Annotated in this window: 24 protein-coding genes and 1 tRNA gene; 6 read left to right on the top strand and 19 right to left on the bottom strand. The window is 33.2% G+C overall.

Annotated features, from left to right (window positions below):
• Positions 1-166: 166 nt before the first annotated feature.
• From galU to MXE27_RS08625, 6 genes are all read right to left on the bottom strand, one after another.
• The gene (gene galU / locus MXE27_RS08600) at positions 167-1,012 is read right to left on the bottom strand and encodes a UTP--glucose-1-phosphate uridylyltransferase GalU (RefSeq protein ID WP_248612018.1); all 846 of its coding nucleotides are present in this window, start codon (positions 1,010-1,012) and stop codon (positions 167-169) included.
• 19 nt (positions 1,013-1,031) lie between these two features.
• Entirely contained in the window at positions 1,032-1,658 is a 627-nt protein-coding gene (locus MXE27_RS08605; RefSeq protein ID WP_248612019.1) for a hypothetical protein, read from the bottom strand.
• A gap of 47 nt (positions 1,659-1,705) precedes the next feature.
• Positions 1,706-2,356 carry a hypothetical protein gene (locus MXE27_RS08610; protein ID WP_248612020.1) on the bottom strand — a complete coding sequence of 217 codons (651 nt, stop codon included), beginning with the start codon at positions 2,354-2,356 and terminating at the stop codon, positions 1,706-1,708.
• Positions 2,357-2,365: 9 nt separating this feature from the next.
• A complete protein-coding gene (locus MXE27_RS08615; protein ID WP_248612021.1) occupies positions 2,366-2,602 on the bottom strand; it encodes a hypothetical protein in 237 nt (78 codons plus the stop codon).
• Between the two features lie 275 nt (positions 2,603-2,877).
• Positions 2,878-3,168, bottom strand: coding sequence for a DUF167 family protein (locus tag MXE27_RS08620; RefSeq protein WP_248612022.1), 291 nt, complete (start codon positions 3,166-3,168; stop codon positions 2,878-2,880).
• Positions 3,169-3,314: 146 nt separating this feature from the next.
• Complete coding sequence (locus tag MXE27_RS08625) at positions 3,315-3,617, bottom strand: DUF488 family protein, N3 subclade (protein WP_248612136.1); 303 nt, start codon at positions 3,615-3,617, stop codon at positions 3,315-3,317.
• Positions 3,618-3,954: 337 nt separating this feature from the next.
• Between MXE27_RS08625 and MXE27_RS08630 the strand changes: the two genes are divergently transcribed.
• Positions 3,955-4,041: transfer RNA gene (locus tag MXE27_RS08630), tRNA-Leu, on the top strand.
• 40 nt (positions 4,042-4,081) lie between these two features.
• Here the strand turns inward: MXE27_RS08630 and MXE27_RS08635 are convergent.
• A complete protein-coding gene (locus tag MXE27_RS08635; RefSeq protein WP_248612023.1) occupies positions 4,082-4,495 on the bottom strand; it encodes a DUF371 domain-containing protein in 414 nt (137 codons plus the stop codon).
• A 411-nt stretch (positions 4,496-4,906) separates the two neighbouring features.
• Between MXE27_RS08635 and MXE27_RS08640 the strand changes: the two genes are divergently transcribed.
• The gene (locus tag MXE27_RS08640; RefSeq protein WP_248612024.1) at positions 4,907-5,353 is read left to right on the top strand and encodes a GIY-YIG nuclease family protein; all 447 of its coding nucleotides are present in this window, start codon (positions 4,907-4,909) and stop codon (positions 5,351-5,353) included.
• Between the two features lie 17 nt (positions 5,354-5,370).
• Here MXE27_RS08640 and MXE27_RS08645 read toward each other — a convergent pair whose 3' ends face one another.
• The 4 genes from MXE27_RS08645 to MXE27_RS08660 form a co-directional block, all read right to left on the bottom strand.
• Complete coding sequence (locus MXE27_RS08645) at positions 5,371-5,556, bottom strand: hypothetical protein (RefSeq protein WP_248612025.1); 186 nt, start codon at positions 5,554-5,556, stop codon at positions 5,371-5,373.
• A gap of 8 nt (positions 5,557-5,564) precedes the next feature.
• On the bottom strand, positions 5,565-5,768 hold the full coding sequence (locus MXE27_RS08650) for a hypothetical protein (protein WP_248612026.1): 204 nt from the start codon (positions 5,766-5,768) through the stop codon (positions 5,565-5,567).
• A 79-nt stretch (positions 5,769-5,847) separates the two neighbouring features.
• A complete protein-coding gene (cfbC, locus tag MXE27_RS08655; protein WP_248612027.1) occupies positions 5,848-6,645 on the bottom strand; it encodes a Ni-sirohydrochlorin a,c-diamide reductive cyclase ATP-dependent reductase subunit in 798 nt (265 codons plus the stop codon).
• The gene (locus tag MXE27_RS08660) at positions 6,638-7,117 is read right to left on the bottom strand and encodes a CBS domain-containing protein (protein WP_248612028.1); all 480 of its coding nucleotides are present in this window, start codon (positions 7,115-7,117) and stop codon (positions 6,638-6,640) included. Before MXE27_RS08660 ends, cfbC begins: the two co-directional genes overlap by 8 nt.
• Before the next feature lie 206 nt (positions 7,118-7,323).
• Between MXE27_RS08660 and MXE27_RS08665 the strand changes: the two genes are divergently transcribed.
• Positions 7,324-7,503 carry a hypothetical protein gene (locus MXE27_RS08665; RefSeq protein ID WP_248612029.1) on the top strand — a complete coding sequence of 60 codons (180 nt, stop codon included), beginning with the start codon at positions 7,324-7,326 and terminating at the stop codon, positions 7,501-7,503.
• 105 nt (positions 7,504-7,608) lie between these two features.
• Here MXE27_RS08665 and MXE27_RS08670 read toward each other — a convergent pair whose 3' ends face one another.
• From MXE27_RS08670 to MXE27_RS08690, 5 genes are all read right to left on the bottom strand, one after another.
• Positions 7,609-8,793, bottom strand: a complete 1,185-nt coding sequence (locus MXE27_RS08670; RefSeq protein ID WP_248612030.1) for a peptidase U32 family protein — start codon at positions 8,791-8,793, stop codon at positions 7,609-7,611.
• A 32-nt stretch (positions 8,794-8,825) separates the two neighbouring features.
• A complete protein-coding gene (gene purF, locus MXE27_RS08675; protein WP_248612031.1) occupies positions 8,826-10,217 on the bottom strand; it encodes an amidophosphoribosyltransferase in 1,392 nt (463 codons plus the stop codon).
• 50 nt (positions 10,218-10,267) lie between these two features.
• Positions 10,268-11,170 carry a toprim domain-containing protein gene (locus MXE27_RS08680; protein WP_248612032.1) on the bottom strand — a complete coding sequence of 301 codons (903 nt, stop codon included), beginning with the start codon at positions 11,168-11,170 and terminating at the stop codon, positions 10,268-10,270.
• On the bottom strand, positions 11,171-11,356 hold the full coding sequence (locus tag MXE27_RS08685; RefSeq protein ID WP_248612033.1) for a 50S ribosomal protein L37e: 186 nt from the start codon (positions 11,354-11,356) through the stop codon (positions 11,171-11,173).
• A 124-nt stretch (positions 11,357-11,480) separates the two neighbouring features.
• A complete protein-coding gene (locus tag MXE27_RS08690) occupies positions 11,481-11,717 on the bottom strand; it encodes an LSm family protein (protein ID WP_248612034.1) in 237 nt (78 codons plus the stop codon).
• 357 nt (positions 11,718-12,074) lie between these two features.
• On the opposite strand from MXE27_RS08690, the gene MXE27_RS08695 reads away from it, so the two are divergent.
• Entirely contained in the window at positions 12,075-12,611 is a 537-nt protein-coding gene (locus MXE27_RS08695) for a hypothetical protein (protein ID WP_248612035.1), read from the top strand.
• A 21-nt stretch (positions 12,612-12,632) separates the two neighbouring features.
• Here the strand turns inward: MXE27_RS08695 and MXE27_RS08700 are convergent, their stop codons facing one another.
• Positions 12,633-13,880, bottom strand: a complete 1,248-nt coding sequence (locus MXE27_RS08700) for an LL-diaminopimelate aminotransferase (RefSeq protein ID WP_248612036.1) — start codon at positions 13,878-13,880, stop codon at positions 12,633-12,635.
• Between the two features lie 293 nt (positions 13,881-14,173).
• Between MXE27_RS08700 and MXE27_RS08705 the strand changes: the two genes are divergently transcribed.
• The gene (locus MXE27_RS08705; RefSeq protein WP_248612037.1) at positions 14,174-14,650 is read left to right on the top strand and encodes a DUF1947 domain-containing protein; all 477 of its coding nucleotides are present in this window, start codon (positions 14,174-14,176) and stop codon (positions 14,648-14,650) included.
• 21 nt (positions 14,651-14,671) lie between these two features.
• The gene (gene arfB / locus MXE27_RS08710) at positions 14,672-15,373 is read left to right on the top strand and encodes a 2-amino-5-formylamino-6-ribosylaminopyrimidin-4(3H)-one 5'-monophosphate deformylase (RefSeq protein WP_248612038.1); all 702 of its coding nucleotides are present in this window, start codon (positions 14,672-14,674) and stop codon (positions 15,371-15,373) included.
• 246 nt (positions 15,374-15,619) lie between these two features.
• Here the strand turns inward: arfB and MXE27_RS08715 are convergent, their stop codons facing one another.
• Positions 15,620-15,988, bottom strand: a complete 369-nt coding sequence (locus MXE27_RS08715) for a response regulator (protein WP_248612039.1) — start codon at positions 15,986-15,988, stop codon at positions 15,620-15,622.
• Positions 15,989-16,077: 89 nt separating this feature from the next.
• On the bottom strand, positions 16,078-18,585 hold the full coding sequence (locus tag MXE27_RS08720) for a DEAD/DEAH box helicase (protein WP_248612040.1): 2,508 nt from the start codon (positions 18,583-18,585) through the stop codon (positions 16,078-16,080).
• Between the last annotated feature and the right edge of the window lie 40 nt (positions 18,586-18,625).

Raw genomic sequence — 18,625 nt, forward strand, 5'->3', positions numbered from 1 at the left:
ATACACGGAACAATCAACTACCTACGACGCAAAATGCAAAACTGGACACAAAAACACGGGAAAAATATCAACCCCCAATAACTTTACAACCCCTATTTTTCAAAAAATAAAAATAGAATGATGAGTGGATTTTGTTTAAGGGAAAATTTATAAAAAAAAATTGGAATTAATCTAAAATTTCTCTCATATATTCTACGAGATCGCGGCGAGCTTCAGGATCTTCAAAAGCAAATTCAATGGATGTTTTTAACCATTCTACTTTATTCCCAATATCAAAAGTTTTCCCATCAAAAACACAGCCATATATATTGTCCAGAAGCCGCATGGCATCAGTTAGTTGGATTTCTCCTCCAAATCCAGGAGGTATGCTTTCAATATGATCAAAAATTTCACTTTCCAGAACATATCTACCCATGATAGCCATATTAGATGGTGCAACTTCAGAGGATGGTTTTTCAACCATGTCTTCAATTAAATAGGTGGATGGACTGACTTCTTTACCTTTGATTATACCATATCGCTCAATCTTTTCATCAGGAACCGTTTCCACTGCTAGGGCAGATGCCCCATACTTTTCATGCACTTCCATCAATGTTTTAGTGCAGGGAATCTTTGATCTGGTGATGGTGTCCCCTAAAAGTACGGCAAATGGTTCACCGTCAATATGTTTCCTTGAGCAATATATGGCATCTCCCAGTCCTTTTTGTTTCTTTTGGCGTACAAAATAAATATCTGCTAGTTCTGAGATTGATTCTATCTGTTCTAAAAAATCAGTTTTCCCATTCTCTCTTAAATGATATTCCAATTCAAATGAACGATCAAAATGATCTTCAATAGAACGTTTTCCTTTACCGGTTATGATTAATATATCATCAATCCCTGAAGCTACTGCTTCTTCCACCACATATTGTATGGTTGGTTTGTCAAAGACAGGTAGCATTTCTTTTGGTTGTGCTTTGGTTGCAGGTAGGAATCGAGTCCCTAAACCCGCGGCTGGTATCACTGCTTTCATTTCGTCACCTTAACTAAGATTACATGAAAAATGTATTGTTTTCAACTTTTTTAATTTTTCCAGGACTCTTGTCACCATGAGGGTAATATATATAACTGGAAAGTATTTTAATTCTACTATTCTCCTGAGATAATGTGAAGTTTCCTTCCCAATCAGTTAGAAGACCAATGATATAAAAAGTTCCTGAAAATTTTTGCCCATCATTGGTAAAATTACCTCCACCGGTCCAGGCGGCACATTCCATAGTGTAAGTTCCATTAAGTTTAGTACCGAACATTGCTGTTTTTAGATCTTTAGAAAGTAGTGCAGAAATTGTGGTTGGAGTAATCTGGATGGTATATAACTTTCCCTTACCAGATAGTCCATTTTCATCAAGGTCAATTTTCGTTCCATTGATTTCATGCAAATCAAATTGTTCCGGCACCATTATCTTAAAATTGAAGTCTCTTCCCTGACCATTTATATTATAATAACCAGAAATAGAGCCTGCATCAGAAGAAGTTGGAGGGATCCAAACATGACCTGTGTAATTGTAGGGGATTTGGTCAAATAGATATCCTTCGATGCTGCTGGTTGAATATTCAAAAACAGCTAGACCACAGATACTTAATATTACTATAACTAGAGCTAAGTATTTTTTTTGCATTTAAATCACTAATCAGTTAAAAAAAGTTAAAAAAAAGAAGAAAAATTTTAGAATATATGAGCTATTACCGTACAGAGTGTCGGTGGTTGTGTGAATACTATACTCACCGTACCATCTTCGTTTACTGTTAGAATTTCCTCTTCAAATACTGGTTCAGTACTATCCAAGTTTAAGTCAGCAATTTCTTCAACGGTACCCCATTTGATGGTGTCGTCAGTTATTCCACTAGGTAATTGATATACAGGTAGGTCTGCAAAGAAGACATTGTACTTTTGATCGCTGGTTTGTGGATTAAGAGTGTTTGACCAACCCTGGAAGTCAAGATTTAAGTCCTGATTAGATCCCGGTACTGTTTCATTAACTAATCCTTTCCAGGATAATATTCGAATAGAAGTACCTGCAGGTAATCTGTCAGTTCCATATCCTAGTAACTCACTTAAGTCAATAACAACTTGACCATTTACTGGTTTTAAAAACACTTGGGCATGTAAGTCTTTTTGTGTGCCATCTTTCATGGTAACGTTTACCATTGTTAAATCAAGAGCTGCCCAGGTAGGACCTGTATTGTATAACGCAAACTTAGTACTGGTTTCAGAAGCAGCTACACTAGGACTTGTATTAGAAGTTAATACATAAGCTCCAACACCAACAATCAGGATGACTGCGATAATAATTCCGATTAATACATTTCGTTGCATATTATCACCCTAGACGATTGTTAGAACCTTATAAGTAACTACAGCACCAAATACTAATAAAAGAGGTACTATTGCTACATTCGACCCACTGACAAATTTATTTATTTTTAAATTCTTTTCTGTTTCCGAGCTCAATATTTCTTTTAGGGCTAAAAAGCCAATTAACGCCACTACCGCAATAATACTGTAGGCCATAACTTCCGTTGTAGTAACAGTAGTAGTCGTTGTAGTTACCGTCGAAATCATATTTCCCCTCCAATTGATGTAAATGATATTAAATGAATATTAACAGTATTCAACTGACATATAATATAGAGCCGGTACTATATAAAGTTATTCAACTTAAAAATGAATTATATTACCGGTTTTTAAAATACATAATTGATTTAAACACCATCAATATAAACAAATATGTTACTTTTTATATATATTAATATTACATTATAAATTTTACTATTCCTATTTAAAGAGTTTTGATTTCCAAATTAGTCAACAAGAGAGCAGTTAAAATAAAATTTTCACTATAAAAATGAATTTATTACTTCTAAAAATTCAACCTGTAATATATCATATATTTTTAATGTTTTTTGATGGCTTTTTTGTCCAGAAACTAATTCTACTTCTTTTCCCGTGAGTTTAGAGATTTCTTTTATGATTTCTTTGTTGGCCTTTCCTTTTTGGGGTAAGGCAGTGATTCGAATTTCTATCCTCTCCCTCCAGGAGTTATATCCTGAGATGGCAAATTTTGAAGCATTGGGAGTTACATCAATATTTACAAGTATCCCATCCTTAGTTTCAGTGACAGCTTTCATTTAATCAACCATTATTTTAAATTATACTCATGGGGATAACTATTATCAAAATGACATATATACTTTCAAAAAGAAAAAATGAAATCAATGGTTAAGCAAGTTAAAATTGAATAAATGGTACATGTATTAACCTAAAAAGTGAAAGATTAATTGCAGCAGTTAACTTGCAGTCGTTTTATGCTCTCAATTGTTGAGTATACAAATGTGACCGTTCCTTTCTTTTTTTCAATATCCCTAATAATTTTTACTAAATCATTTTCATTGCCGGGTTCATTCAGATATGTTTCAAAACCATTTTCAGATAATTGATCCTCATACCCACCAGATGTCATTTCTTTAAACCATAAATCTACCTTAACTTCTTCTTGGGATAAGTCTTTAGGCCAAGATTCGTCAATTAATATTCTAAATCCATCTTCTTCTTTAGGGAGTTCGTATATTTCTTTCATTCTTAACAAGATAACCACCGGTAAACTAAATTAATTTCATGATAAACAATTTAACATTATTAATCATGATATATAAAATTAACTAAAATATAGTTTTATTAAATCTAGAAAATTTAGGATTGGCCCAACAATAATCCAGATAATAGCATTGTAATTAAATACAATGCAATAACAGCAAGTTATAATAAAAATGAATATAATTTCATAGACTCCTAAAATGATGCACAAAAATAATTTAGAATACTCAATTCCTATTAAAAATCATACCAAGGGCAAAGTATAAATATAGTGAATAAGAAATGATGGTATACTTCCACTCAAAACTTTTTTTTCAAAGGCGGGGGTGGTCGAGCGGTCAAAGGCGCTAGGTTGAGGGCCTAGTGGGTGAGTCCCTTCGCGGGTTCAAGTCCCGTCCCCCGCACCATTATTATAATAAATTATAAATTTATTTTAAAAACAAAAGATTATTCTACAATTATATCGACATTTAACTTCTCCCCCTTACTTAAATCTTCAATTAATAGGGGGTTTAAATCACAGGCGGCCTTATCTGATTTTATCATTAATGTTCTGCTGCAGACATAATCACTTTTTCTGCAAACAATATCCGTTGGATGATCCAGGCTTAAAGAAACATTTCCAGTGCCTTTAATCTCATCATAAGCATTCTTAGTGGTTAAAACAACCCGGATGGACGAATTATTTTTTGCAATAGCTTTTTTAAATTCTTCTGGAAAATTAAGCATGGATTTTTCTGATGAAACACCAATTATGCAATCAGCAGCTTCACCAATTTCTGGATCCATGGTCACTTCAAAGGTTGTTTTATGGGCAGATGTTACATTAGGGTGCCCTTGAGCATGAAAAGAATAACGCATAATATCACATTTATTTTAATTAAAATTTAAAAATATAATGTTTATCGTTTCGTTTCTGCAGGGTTAAAAAGAACATTTTAATAATTGCCTAAATATCCTGCAAAGAGTACCACAACTTCTAAAGAAGAATGCAGGACTTTATGTTCCCTATAGAACTCTCCCCAAGCCCTATAATAATAGGAACACTATTGATTACTTATTTCCCATAGTAAACATCTTGCAATTGCCAGTTAATCACCCCCACGGTAATAAACGGCCCTGCAGAAACTATACTTATATAATATTCTTAATCATATAAATTTTGCGAACTCTATTTCAAATATTAAGTTAATATAATAATCCACACGACAATTAATAATATTAAAAAAGATCTATTGTTTAAATTAAATTGTACAAAAAGGATCAAATAAAATGAAAGGAACTTACTGTTTAATTATAGAACTAAATAATCGAACCAATCTTAAAGTAGGCTGTATAGGTAAATTAGATTTAAAAAAAGGGTTTTACATATATGTTGGGTCTGCTTTAAATTCCCTGGAAAGTCGGGTGAAAAGACATCTTTCCTCTAAAAAAAAAGTGCACTGGCATATTGATTATTTTCTAACCCATAATGATACCCAGATAAGAGAAGTACTCTTTTCAATTGGAGATGAAAAAATAGAATGTAACCTGGCATCAAATATTTTAGAAAAAGGTAAGGGGATTGTAAATTTTGGTTGTTCTGATTGTAAATGCAGTTCACATCTAATTTATTTTAAAGAATATTCTGAGGCATTAAAATACACTAAACAGGCATTTAACAAATTAAATATTGAATCAAATAATTTAGAGTTTTTATTGAGTCTGGAAAGAACTTGAAGGTAGGGAATATTAATTTATCTTGAATTTTTGTACAGTTTATATCCTGCAGCAATAATTACCAGCCCCAAAATTATTTTTAAATAGGCATGCCAAATTGGTTCACCGGCCCATTCACTCGGAGTGAGTGCCCAAATACCCATAATCAGAAATATAATTCCTAAAATGAAATGAGCTGCTGATAATAAATTATAATTAATCATAATATCACCTATGCATTTTTACTGGAAATATAGAGTTTTGTAAAATATATCCCCACACCAATTATAGAGATACCCACCAGAATCTTAATAATTGCATGCCAGGCAGGTTCATACCCCATATTTAGAAGGCCAAATAAACCCATAATACCCATAACTGTTATTATGATTCCTAATATCCCATGAACTGCTGATAAAAATACTAATCGATCCATATTTCTACCCCCTGCTATTTTTGTGAAAGTGTGAAATGGAATGATTAATTAAAGATCATATGCAACATCTAAAAAAATCTCAGTGAAACTGTCGGAAAAACTCTTCAAATTCCTCAATATCCATAGGTTGGGGAACTGTGAATTCATTATTATGAAAAACGTCTTTAGCAAGTTTTTCATAGAATCCTGCTTGCTTCGAGTCGGGATATTTTTCAATAACGGTTTTTGCTTCTATTTCACTTTTTTGAACCAGTTCACTTCGGGGAATAATCCCTATTACTTTCGATCCAACCTTCTGGGCAAATTTATTAACTATTTCCTCTTCTCGGTTAATACCCTTGCAGTTGCAGATGATACCTCCAAGGTTGCCTTTGAGCTTTTTTATGCCTTTACATATATTATTTGCTGCATAAAGAGCCATGTATTCCCCTGAAGTTACAATATATACTTCATCAGCAAAATCTTCTCTAAGTGGTACTGCAAAACCTCCGCACACCACATCGCCCAGGACATCGTATATTACCACATCCAGATCTTCACTGAAAACTTCCAGTTTTTCTAGAAGGTTCATGGCCACAATAACCCCTCTTCCAGCACACCCTACTCCAGGTTCAGGGCCTCCACTTTCAACACACATTACATTATTATAGCCCTCAAAGACCACATCTTCCACTTGGGCACTGCGTTTTTCCTTTAATACATTGAGGACAGTTGGGAGACGGGACCCATATAATGTTCGGGTAGTATCTGCTTTAGGGTCGCATCCAATTACCAGAACTTTATGGTTTTTAGAATATGCTGCGGCAATATTGGATACCGTGGTTGATTTTCCAATACCGCCTTTACCATAAACTGCGATTTTTTTAACATTACTCATTAGACTTCACCATAGCGCCAATTAAATCTCCACGGGTAATTATGCCTATTAATTTTTTCTCATCAACCACAGGAAGCCTCTTAACATCATGTTTATCCATTAACTCCGCAGCATCAGATATGGATTTTTCAGGAGTAATGGTAATTAATTTTCGAGTCATAATCTCTTCCACTAAAATCAGTGCCGCTTTGGTCATTCCTTCTGCGATTTCATCGTATTCATGCTTCATACGAAGAGGTAGTTCAATTAGATCTAAAGGAGCAGGTAGAATAAGATTCAATTTAGGGGAGTGGACTTCTAAAAGGCGCATAATGTCTCCTTCACTGACAATACCTATTAAATTTTCATCTTCATCCAGTACTGGTGCTCCACTAATTTTATTTTCTCTTAAAATTTTAGCAGCATCCCCTATTTTAGTGACTTTACTAAATGAAATTACATCTTTTTGCATAGCATCCTGAATCTTTATCATCACATCAACTCCCATTATCTTAGATTAATCAATCAAATTATTTAGATTATAAAGAATTACTAATGTTATATCTGTTTTTATAGTAATCTTTTTTGTCTTAAAAAAAATAAAATTAATAGTTCAATTTTATAGCTATTATAAACTTTAACTAAATTAGGCTGTGATAACATTTCTGAGACGGAATTGGATAAATTGTCCGATATTCTATGGGTGCAAAAAGAATACTTATCATAAAAATAGTTATATTCATTATATCCTCAATTTTGTGTGGTTTTTCAAGCACTATGTTTGAATTAATATTATTTAGAGGAATCCAAGGGATTGGTGGTGGTATTCTATTAACACTACCATTCATTGTTGTAGGTGAGATTTTCAATCTCCAATAAAAGGCAAATATATGTGAATTATAGCCTCGGTATTTCCAGCATCCTGGGACCAATATTTGTAGGTATAATCACCGATGGAATTCTAGATGAAGAATTGTAACAATCTTAAATTTTCTTAATTCTTTTATAAACAATATCATTAGGCCTTACTCTATCTGTAACCTTTAAACCAACATTTTGACCTTTTTTGGCTTTTGAAATATCTTCACCTTCAATTTGCATTGATTCAACAAGCTGAATTACAGATCCTGTTTTATTTCCCTGAATAATGATCTCATCATTAATTAATAGGTCGTCCCATAATTTAATTTCTGCAGCAGAAACATTTTTATAGTAATTAACCACAGATCCGATGTCCTTTTTTATGTGGGTTGCTTCATTATATGTGCTGGTTTTATAGGGAGTTTTAAAATAAAATCCAGTGTCAAAGCCCCTGTTAAAGACTTTTTTTAATTCTTCCATCCATTGTTGATTAAATTCCCTTCCTCCTTTTTCATAGGAAGTAATGGCTTCATTATACACTTTTGTCACAGTGGCAACATAATCCGCAGGTCTAGCCCTGCCTTCAATTTTAAAAGCATCAATACCCGCATCTATAAGTTCAGGAACGTGTTTTATCATACACATATCTTTTGGAGACATAAAATAGCCCCCATTTTCTCTTTGGTCCAATAAAAATTCACCTTCACCGGATTCAAGTTTCCATTTTTTCCGGCAGGGTTGTAGACACTCACCACAGTTAGCACTTTTATTATAAAGATAGGAACTTAAAAAACAGCGCCCAGAGACAGCTACACACATGGCCCCGTGTATAAAAGTTTCAATTTCTAGTTTTGTGTTTTCACGAATCTCTTTTATCTCAAAAAGGGATAATTCCCGGGATAAAACTACCCTTTTTACTCCTAATTCTTCCAGGAGATTCAATGATTCCACATTAGATATATTGGATTGAATACTCATATGGACATCAATCCCTTTATCAATAGCAAGTTTTAGGGCACCCAAATCTGAGATAATCAGAGCATCAACATCAAGGTCATGGAGAATAGGTAAAATCTTTTTAAAATAAGTTATGTCTTTATTTTTCATTATAGTATTAGTGCAGACGTAGATCTTCTTATCCTGTTTATGGCACTGTGTTACTGCATCTTTTAAGGTTTCAAGTGTGAAATTTGAAACATTAGCCCTCATGTTGCATCCTTCAATTCCCACATAAACTGAATCTGCACCATTTTCTAAAGCAGCACTTAATGAAGGAAAATCACGTGCCGGGGATAACAATTCCACCATTTATTCACCCCAAAAAAAGGAAAAATAATAAATTAACACCTGCATGATTCATATTCTTCTATGTTTTTAGGAAGATTAGTAGGGTACTTGCCATTAAGACATCCCATACATAATTTATCTTCATCAATACCTATACACTTTTTAAGAGAATCAATACTTAAATAACCCAGTGAATCCACACCTAAATCGTTTTTAATTTGTTCTACAGATTTATTAGCTGCAATAAGCTCTTTTTTAGTGGCCATTGCAATACCATAGTAACATGGTGAGATAATTGGGGGACATCCTACCCTAAGGTGGACTTCCTTAACACCAGTTTCCCTTAAAACTTCAATCAAAGATTTAGAGGTGGTTCCCCGGACAATACTATCATCCACCAGAACTATACTTTTACCTTCCAGTTCCGATTTTATAGGATTCATTTTCAGCCGGACTGATGATTCCCTCTCTTCCTGAGTAGGCATGATAAATGTTCGGCCAATGTAACGGTTTTTTATTAAGCCTTCCCCATAAGGGAGTCCTGAAACCCGCGAATACCCAATAGCAGCAGTAATAGCAGAGTCTGGAACTGGCATTACTACATCAGCTTTAGCCGGGAATTCTTCATAAAGGGCCTTACCAATATTTAACCGCACATTGTAAACATTACGCCTATCTAAAATGCTATCAGGCCTTGCAAAATAAACATATTCAAACATGCAGTGAGCTCTTGGAAGTTTACCTGTCCTTTCCATATTATAACTGGTTATTTTATCATTTAAAAGTAGTATTTCACCAGGTTTTACATCGCGCGTATATTTTGCACCAATTACATCAAAAGCAACACTTTCAGAGGCAACCATTTTCAGATCGCCTTTTTCCCCTAATACTAATGGTTTTATACCAATTGGATCTCTAACAACATATAAATCGCTGTTAACTAATATAACAATAGAATACGAACCAATTAATTGACGGGATACGCTTTTTATAGATTCAACCATGTTCTTCTGTTTGATGTATTCCTTGCTCAACATATGGCAAATGACTTCAGAATCAGTTGTTGATCTGAAGTGATGGCCTTCTGCTTTCAGTTCCTGTCGCAGTTCCATAGAATTTACAATATCACCATTATGAGCAATAGCAATATTTCCTCCCTGGAATTCACTGAAAAAAGGTTGTGAATTTTCTAATTGTGATTTTCCGGTGGTTGAATATCTAACATGGCCGATACCCACGTTACCATTCAATCCATCAATTTTTCCATTATTAAATACATCACATACTAATCCCATACCATGGAATGTATTTAAGTTGCAACCATCATTAGTTGCTATACCTGCAGATTCCTGACCTCTATGCTGTAAAGCATAAAGCCCATAGTAAATATGGGATGCGATGTTTTTAGATTGATTATGAGAATATATACCTACAATACCACACAATTTGGATTCTCCCAATTAACCAAATAGTAAATAAAAATGATAGACTAAGATTAATCCCATATATTCTGGAATCTATTATCTAAGTTATCTTCTTCCTCTAAATCCTCTTTATTTTCTTCAGATTTATCTGGATCTATGAAAATTAATGCCGTTTTTATAACTTTTAGCCATTCAAGGGCTTCTTCTTTTGACCGGGCACTTATATAACCCTGTCCAACGACAATGTTATCAGGTTTAAATTGATTAGTAGCAAAAATAATTTGATCTTCATCTTTTAAAATATCATCAAAAGCTTCTCTCCAAAGCTTTTTAATAGAAAAAACTTCTAATAAATTTCTTTTATGGATATGAGAATACTGAGATTCTAACCGACTGTATTCTTTTTTAAGACTACTGGATTCGCCCTCAACTTTTTCAAGCTCGCTTTGTAGCTTTTGATTAAGGTTGGATAATTCTTCCAGTTTCTCAGCAAGGTTATGATTTTCAGATAATAAGTCCTGGTTTTCCAAAGAAAACTGCCTTATCTTATCATTCGCATCGTCCATTTCCGTTTCCAATTCTCTAAAATGTTTAATATTAGTTATAGATGACAATCCTGCCCTAATGATAGCATTTTTAATTTCATCCTTTATTAAAAGCGGATCGATGTATTCCACATCATGGCCATAAGGAAACTTCATTCGCTCCAAATGCCCTACTTGATCTTTTAATGCGTCTTGAAATTTTTCAGCTAGCTCTCTACCTGGAGCATCCACATCTGTGGCAATTAAAACCACATCCGCACCATCCACAGCCCTACGGGCTATGTCTAGACTGGTTGTGGGAATTATAGAAGAAATGGTGATGTGGTATTCAGCCCCTAAAGCCACGTCCTGCATGGCTCGGGAAACACTTTCCACGTCAGAAGCACCTTCTACTATTATTCTAACATCAATAGGGCTTTTATTATCCATCTATTTCAACCTTATACCTGTAGTTACCTTCTTGTTCTGCCAGTTGTAACTTCTTATTCGCTTGGATTTTCCAAAGCCGCAGGAAGCACAAATTTTTTTGCGAACATGATAAGCATTTCGTCCACAACGTCTACAGCGTATGTGGGTTTTTTTATTTCTCTTACCAAATGATGGTGTACCTTTCATTATTTAATCCTCCTAAAAAAAGATGTGAATAATTATTCTAATGGAATTAAATTACATTAAAATAGTATGTGATTAGTTGAAAAAATAACTAATCTTAATTAATATATGTTAATATTCCATTAGATCAGGGAGATATATATACTATGTTATCTCCACGGATAAGAACCGTGCCCAATCGTCTAGTAATTTCACCTTTCTCTAATTCTTCAGCATCATTTAACACTAAGTTCATATGTAAGTCGAAACTTTTTAAAATCCCTCTGAATTCACGCTCACCTTTGAGTTTGATTAATACAGGGGAGTTTAATGATTTACCTAATGCATCAAGTGGTCTTTGTACATTCACTTTTTGTGCATTCATAATTATCACCTATCCTATACCTTCAATGTTGGCTGGATTTATATTTAAATGTAACGTTATCTAAATAAAAAGGTTTAATGAATTCCAGAGTTGAAGTTGGAACTCTAACATTAACTTTTTATCAGAACCAGATGTTACTATTTAGTATAATCCATAAATTAACTTAAACTTAAACATCAATTACTTAAAATTGACTTTATTAATTTATCTATATAAAATACACTATTTAAGCTTTTAATTTATTAATATTATTTATTATATTTAGGTGGATTTTTTAATATTTAATTGATAAACAGATAACAAGCCCTTTTATTTAAAACTCAAAATACATTAATGATAATATCACAAGGAGAAAGAATGATGGTGAATAATTCCAGCAACTTTTTTGCAACTTTTTTAGGGATAATGATAATTTTCATATTCTTTTTTCTAGTTTACCTGGGAATTATTCTTTATAAAAAATATATCCAGAGCCATGAAGGATTTAAAAGAGCAGGTAATTCATTATTTACCGGATTCTTTTTCGTGTTAATTTACTTTTTAAACTGGGGAGATTCATTTACTTATATTTTAAACCCTTTAATCTTAGAAGCAGGGATATTATCTATCACATCAGGAATATTTAAAATAGAAAAGATTGAAAATTACAGGACATATATGGTAGTTGCTATCATTGTTTTAAGTGTGACCATAATATTGAATTATTTTAATGCACATGATGTAAACCAAACAGTGTTCTATATCTTAACCAGTTTAATAGCTGTGAATTTAATAATCAGCGGATATTATGATGTTTTAATCTCAAAAAATGATAAGGAAAAATTATATTCAAAAATCAGTAATGGCCTAATAATAGTGACATTTATAATTTTTCTAATGATATTTGTTAAATAATAAAAAATAGGATATGAAACATTAAAATATGAATTCCACATCAGTAAGTCTTGTTTTAATCTCATTTAATATCCTATCTTCTTCTTCAATGGATAATTCACCATCTTTAAAAGCTTCGAAGCATGCCGCCATACGCACATAACTTCCGGCATCATCCCAGGGAACTGTGGAAATCAATTTTTCTTTTATTAAAAACTGGGAAAATTCTTCAGCACTGTTGAATTTAACACCATCTTTAGTTGCCTCGGGTGTTTTTATATAAAGATAAAATGTACCTCCAGGCATCTTTGCCTTAAATCCAGCCTCTTTTAATATATCAACCATCTTGGTGAGTCTTCTCTCGTATTTGGTTCTGGTTTTCTCAGTGATTTCTGGATGTTTTAAGCAGTTTATTCCTGCTTTTTGGATGGGTATGAACTGTCCACTGTCAAAATTATCTTTAACTGTTGCAAATCCTTTAACTACAAGTTCATTTCCTGCAACAAATGCTAATCTCCAGCCAGTCATATTATATGCTTTTGAAAAGCTGTGAATTTCCACCCCAACATTTTTTGCATCTTTAATTGAAAGAAAAGAAAGTGGTTTTTCTCCGTAAGTTAAAGCAGCGTATGCTGCATCCTGAACAACAACCACCTCATTTTCAAATGCAAAATCAATTACTTCTCTATAAAATTTTTTAGTTGCCTGGGCACCGGTGGGGTTATTAGGATAATTTAAATAAATTAGTTTAGCTTTTTGTTGAATATCAGGAGCAATGCCGTCTAAATCAGGCAAGAAATTATTTTCTTCAATTAAAGGTAATGATTCCACATCACCGCCATACCACTGAGTATGGGTTGCAGTTACTGGATAACCCGGGGTGGTCATTAAAGTTACATCCCCCGGATTTATAAATACGGCTGTAATGTAAGCTAGAGCAGGTTTGGATCCCATGGCATGAATTACTTCATTTTCACCATCCAGATTCTTTACTCCAAAAACATTATCCATGTATAATGGTACCTGGTTTTTTAGTTCTTGAATGCCATTATCTGCATATCCCCTGTTTTCATGGCGCTTTGTCTCTCTACATAATGTATCAACTACTGTATTATCTGCCATTTCATCAGGTTCCCCTACACCCATGTCAATGAGTTCCATATCAGGATACCTAAGTTTAGCCTTTTGTTTGGCTCTTTTAATTTTTTCAAACTTGTAAATTACATCTTCTTTGCCAAATCCTGGCCCGCCAATTCGCTCAGAAAAAAGATTTTGAATATGGTTTTTCATTTATTACACCTGAGTAATTTTTACTAAATATGCCTATTTCCCATTATTATATTATTTGAAAATATATTTTATAAAACAAACACTCCCCACACAAGATTAGAAATAATTTTTACTTTATAAAAAAAAACCCACACACAAAAGATTAGAAATAATTTTTACTTTATAAAAAAAACCCACACACACAAAAGATTAGAAATAATTAATTATCAATTAGGATAATAGTTATAACCATGAAATGGAAGTAGAATGAAGAAATTATGAATTTTTTATTATTTATTTATCAGGTGTTTTAGTTGAAGATTAAAAAAAGATATTTTCTCCAGAAAAAGAAGCTTAAAAAAATATTAAATGAATTAGGTAGTTACTCTGTTTTAATCCCATCCAATGCTAAGGTGGAGATGCTGGAAGTGGATCCTCACGATATCATCCTCGTAGATGGAATCCCTGCTATTATGTTAATAAATGATAAACCATTCCCTACATTAAAAGGTGCCTTAACTCTGAAATTATCATCTAATTATGTGGTGGTGGATATGGGTGCTGTTAAATTCATGGCAAATGGTGCAGATGTTATGAGTCCGGGAGTGGTTGATGCAGATCCTGGAATAAAAGAAGGAGATACTGTAGTAATCATGGATGAAACTCATCGCAAACCATTAGCTATTGGAATAAGTGTTATCTCTGGTAGTGAAATGGTTGAAAATGATAAAGGAAAAGCAGCTAAAACAATCCATCATATTGGAGATAAAATCTGGGATTTAGATGCTTAAATCAACAAAAAGAGTGATTGAATGGTAGAACTACGTTACGGTGCAGGAAATGTAATTTCTCCTGAAGTCCATAGTATAGGAATACTAGCTTTAGGTTCTCATTTAGAAAACCATGGCCCTGCACTCCCTATTGACACTGACGCAAAAATTGCATCATATTTAGCTTTAGAATCTTCTTTTCAAACAGGAGCCAAATTTTTAGGAGTATTATATGCTGCTACTGAATTTGATTATATTAAACATGGAAAGCACATCTCTGTAAAAGAATTGGTAGAACACCGATTGAAACCCACATTAATTTCAGCAAAAAAATGTTTAGATATTGATAAAGTAGTGATAGTAAATGGACACGGCGGCAATGTACCTGTTAAAGATTATCTTGATGATCTTAAAGAAGAACTGGATATGGAGATAGTTTTTAACAACAAAATAGTGGAAATTGAGGGCCCTCATGCCGGTTCTGGAGAACTATCCATGGGTTCCATCCTGGGGATACTGGATCCCAGGTATATAAGTGAAAGCTGTGATTTTAAAAAATATCCGGAAGTGGGGATGTGCGGTTTTCACGAGGCACGTGAGTTAGATGAAGGAATAGATAAGGGTGCTAAACTTGTAGAATCAAAAGGTTTGATGTTAGATCCAATATTAGGTCACTCTCTCCTTGATGATGCAATTACAAATATAAAAAAAGATGTTAAAAACCTTTTAAAAGAAGATTTTTAGGGTTTTCTTATAAAATGTATAAAAACCATACTCTTAGATTGCAGCACATTTGTCTAAAATATAGGTTTCTTGAAATACAGTAAAATAGTTAAAAATTAGAATATTTTTTTAACTCAAGTAGGCAGAGGTGATAAAATTGGACACCTTTATTACCGTCTACCTTAACTTGAGAGGGGACAATCCCCATATTAACTTTAATACAAATACATAAAAACTTTTAGGAATAGAAAATAAGAAAAAATAGATTTACTGAGTCTTATTCTTTTTTTTGAAATTAATTATAGTCTTATGAATATCATCTTTTTGCAAAGGTTTAATAAAATAAGGGCATTTCAATTTTTCTGCCTCTTCAAGAAGTTCTGGATCATTGTAAGCTGTGCAGAATATTATATACGGATCGTAATGTTTTTTAAGTTCCAATGCAGCATCCATACCGGACTTATCTTCTTTTAACTGAATATCCATAAGGATCACATCCGGCCTTTTTTCCAAGGCAATATTCATTGCTTTATCATAAGTATCAGCACTATCAATAACATCCCATCCTTTACTCATTAAAAAATGCCTTAAGCTTAAGTTAATTATGGCATCGTCCTCTACAATCATAACCTTCATCTTTATTCATCACTCCACACGAGTATTTTTTTATTGATATAAATATGGTAATCAATCACCATAAAAGTAAGTATTTATTATTCAAAATTTTAACCTTTTTCAATGATTTTAATAATTTTCAAGCATTCTTTTGCTTTTTTATGGTTATTAAAAGCTAAAGCTACCCTTCTAACTGCATCGAGAGTTCTTACTATTGAATCTAACCATGAAAAAATATCCCCTGGATAAGCATGTATTTGATATTTTTGCAGTAATCTTCTGGTTATATCAACAGGATCTTGTTTTTTGAGACGTTGTTTTATAATTTTCAAAGACAGTTCATCTTGCAGACAATTACAAAAAGGTCGATCTTTACATTTACAGGTCAAAAAGTCCATTTGTATATTTATAAGAGCTTGCTGAAAATTATGGTCGAGTTTAGCCAGATTTTCTCCAGAAGATATAATATCTAAGGTGGAATCTGCAAATAATCTGGTTGAAAAATTAGTTTTTAGGGCTCTGCTTAATTGAGTATGAATTCTGCTGGATAAATATGCACTTTCAAATGGTTCTAGAGACAACGCAATTTCAAGTGGGCTTTTCTTTGATTTCTTTTTCAAGTGGGTTCGAATATATTCTGCATCTTCCACATTTAAAAATGACATAGCAACTGCTTTTCCATAGTCAGTATGTTTTATAATGCCCTTATCTATCTTTAAAAGGCCATAAGATTCTAATATACCAATTGCCTTAGCAGGGTCTATGGGTAAAGGCACTCCTGCATAAATTTTAGATAATTGCTCTGTAGAAGAAACACTTCCTGCACATACATCAGCCAGTACATGTTCCAGGCTGTCGTCTTCAGAATAGTATACATTTACTGGATCAACATCACTTTCAAGTAGTTGCAGGGCTTTTGCTTCTTCAGTTTCATCCTCAAAACTCAGGCCGATTTCTGGAAGTAAGTAAACTATTCCCCTATCGTGGTAAGATGGTCTTCCAGCGCGTCCCAACATTTGGGAGAATTCATTAGGAGTAATCCATTTATTGCCCATGGTAAGGGTTTCAAATATTACCTGGGATGCTGGGAAATCAACACCCGCAGCTAAAGCAGCAGTGGTGACTACAGTAGATATCTCCTGTTTGGCAAAATCTTTTTCAATACGTTCTTTTTGAAAGTAAGATAGACCAGCATGGTATGCAGCAGCATTAAGCCTATTTCGGTTTAAATAATTAGCTATGAGATGGGTTTTTCGTCTGGAGTTAGTGAATATTATAGTTTGACCATGAAACCCTTTATTTGATTTGTTTTTGAATTCTTGTCTAGAAAAACGGGCAATTAAACTCTTTTTTTCTTCTTCACTGCGGGTAAATACAAGATGTCTCTCTAAAGGAACCGGGCGCCTATCATATTCCACCAGTTTGAGTCCAAATGCGTGGGCAATTTCTTGAGGATTTTGGACTGTTGCAGAAAGCCCAATAAGTTGAATATTTGGAAAAAGAGTTTTCAATCTTTTTATAAGTCCATTAAGACGGGGGCCTCTTTCTTCATCATCTAACATGTGAATTTCATCAATTACAACTGTGCCTAAATTTTCTAAAAGGAACGATTTTCCAGATCTAAGCATGAAATCTATACCTTCATAAGTGCCCACAATAATATCTGAATCTTTTATTTTTTCTTCAGGGAGTTTTATTTCCTCTCGAGCTTTTATTCTACTCATACCTACTTTAATGGCTGGTTTTAATCCCAAATTACTATATCTCTTCTTAAAATCCCTGTATTTTTGATTAGCCAGTGCCACCAATGGTGTTAAGAAAATGAATTTTTCACCATTAAGTGCTCGAGGTATCCCTGCCAATTCTCCTATTAAAGTCTTACCACTGGCTGTGGCCGAAACCACCAGCATACTTTCACCTTCTAAAAGACCATTATCTACTGCCAAGTACTGTACCGGTAGCAATGTTTTACTACCCTGTCTTTTAAGAGATATTTTAAATTTTTCAGGGATATTTAACTGTTCTATGTTTAATTTTGGCATATCTTTATCAGAAGAGGTTGTGATCTTATCAAAGAGAGTGAGATTGGAATTTTTTATTGGATCAAAATTAGGATCTAAAACTTTCAATACAACATCAAGATTCCCTGTTTTATCCAGTATTCTCTTAAAGTTTTTAAAAGTTTTTTTATCCAAACCTCTGTACTTAATTTCTCGTTTAATTACTTCTTCAGCACATAAACGACAGATATTCTGATCATGATACTTGAAAGATGATTTGGAATTAATAATAGTAATATTTCCTTCCAATGTGCAGTGATGGCAAATTCTTGTTCGGCGGAATTTAATATTTAATGATTCTAAAAATTCCTGGGTTTCGGCATCCTTTTCAACTAAAAAAACAGCTTGTTTTCTAAATAGTTTCACTGCTTCTGCGGGAGGTAGAACTTCTTCCTTATCCTTTTTTACGACAAAACGATTTATTTTAAGAGCTGATGGAGTTCTTTTAAATTTTATATATCCATAAAATTCAGGTTTTCTTCGAGAATTTAATGCACCTTTAGGACTGCCTATTGGATATAGTTCCAATATCTTCTTCTTTTTTCTTAAAATTATCATTTAAATCTTGAGCTCTTTAAAATAGTTTATAGTAATATTA

The organism is Methanobacterium alcaliphilum, from assembly GCF_023227715.1.
Classification (GTDB): domain Archaea; phylum Methanobacteriota; class Methanobacteria; order Methanobacteriales; family Methanobacteriaceae; genus Methanobacterium_E; species Methanobacterium_E alcaliphilum.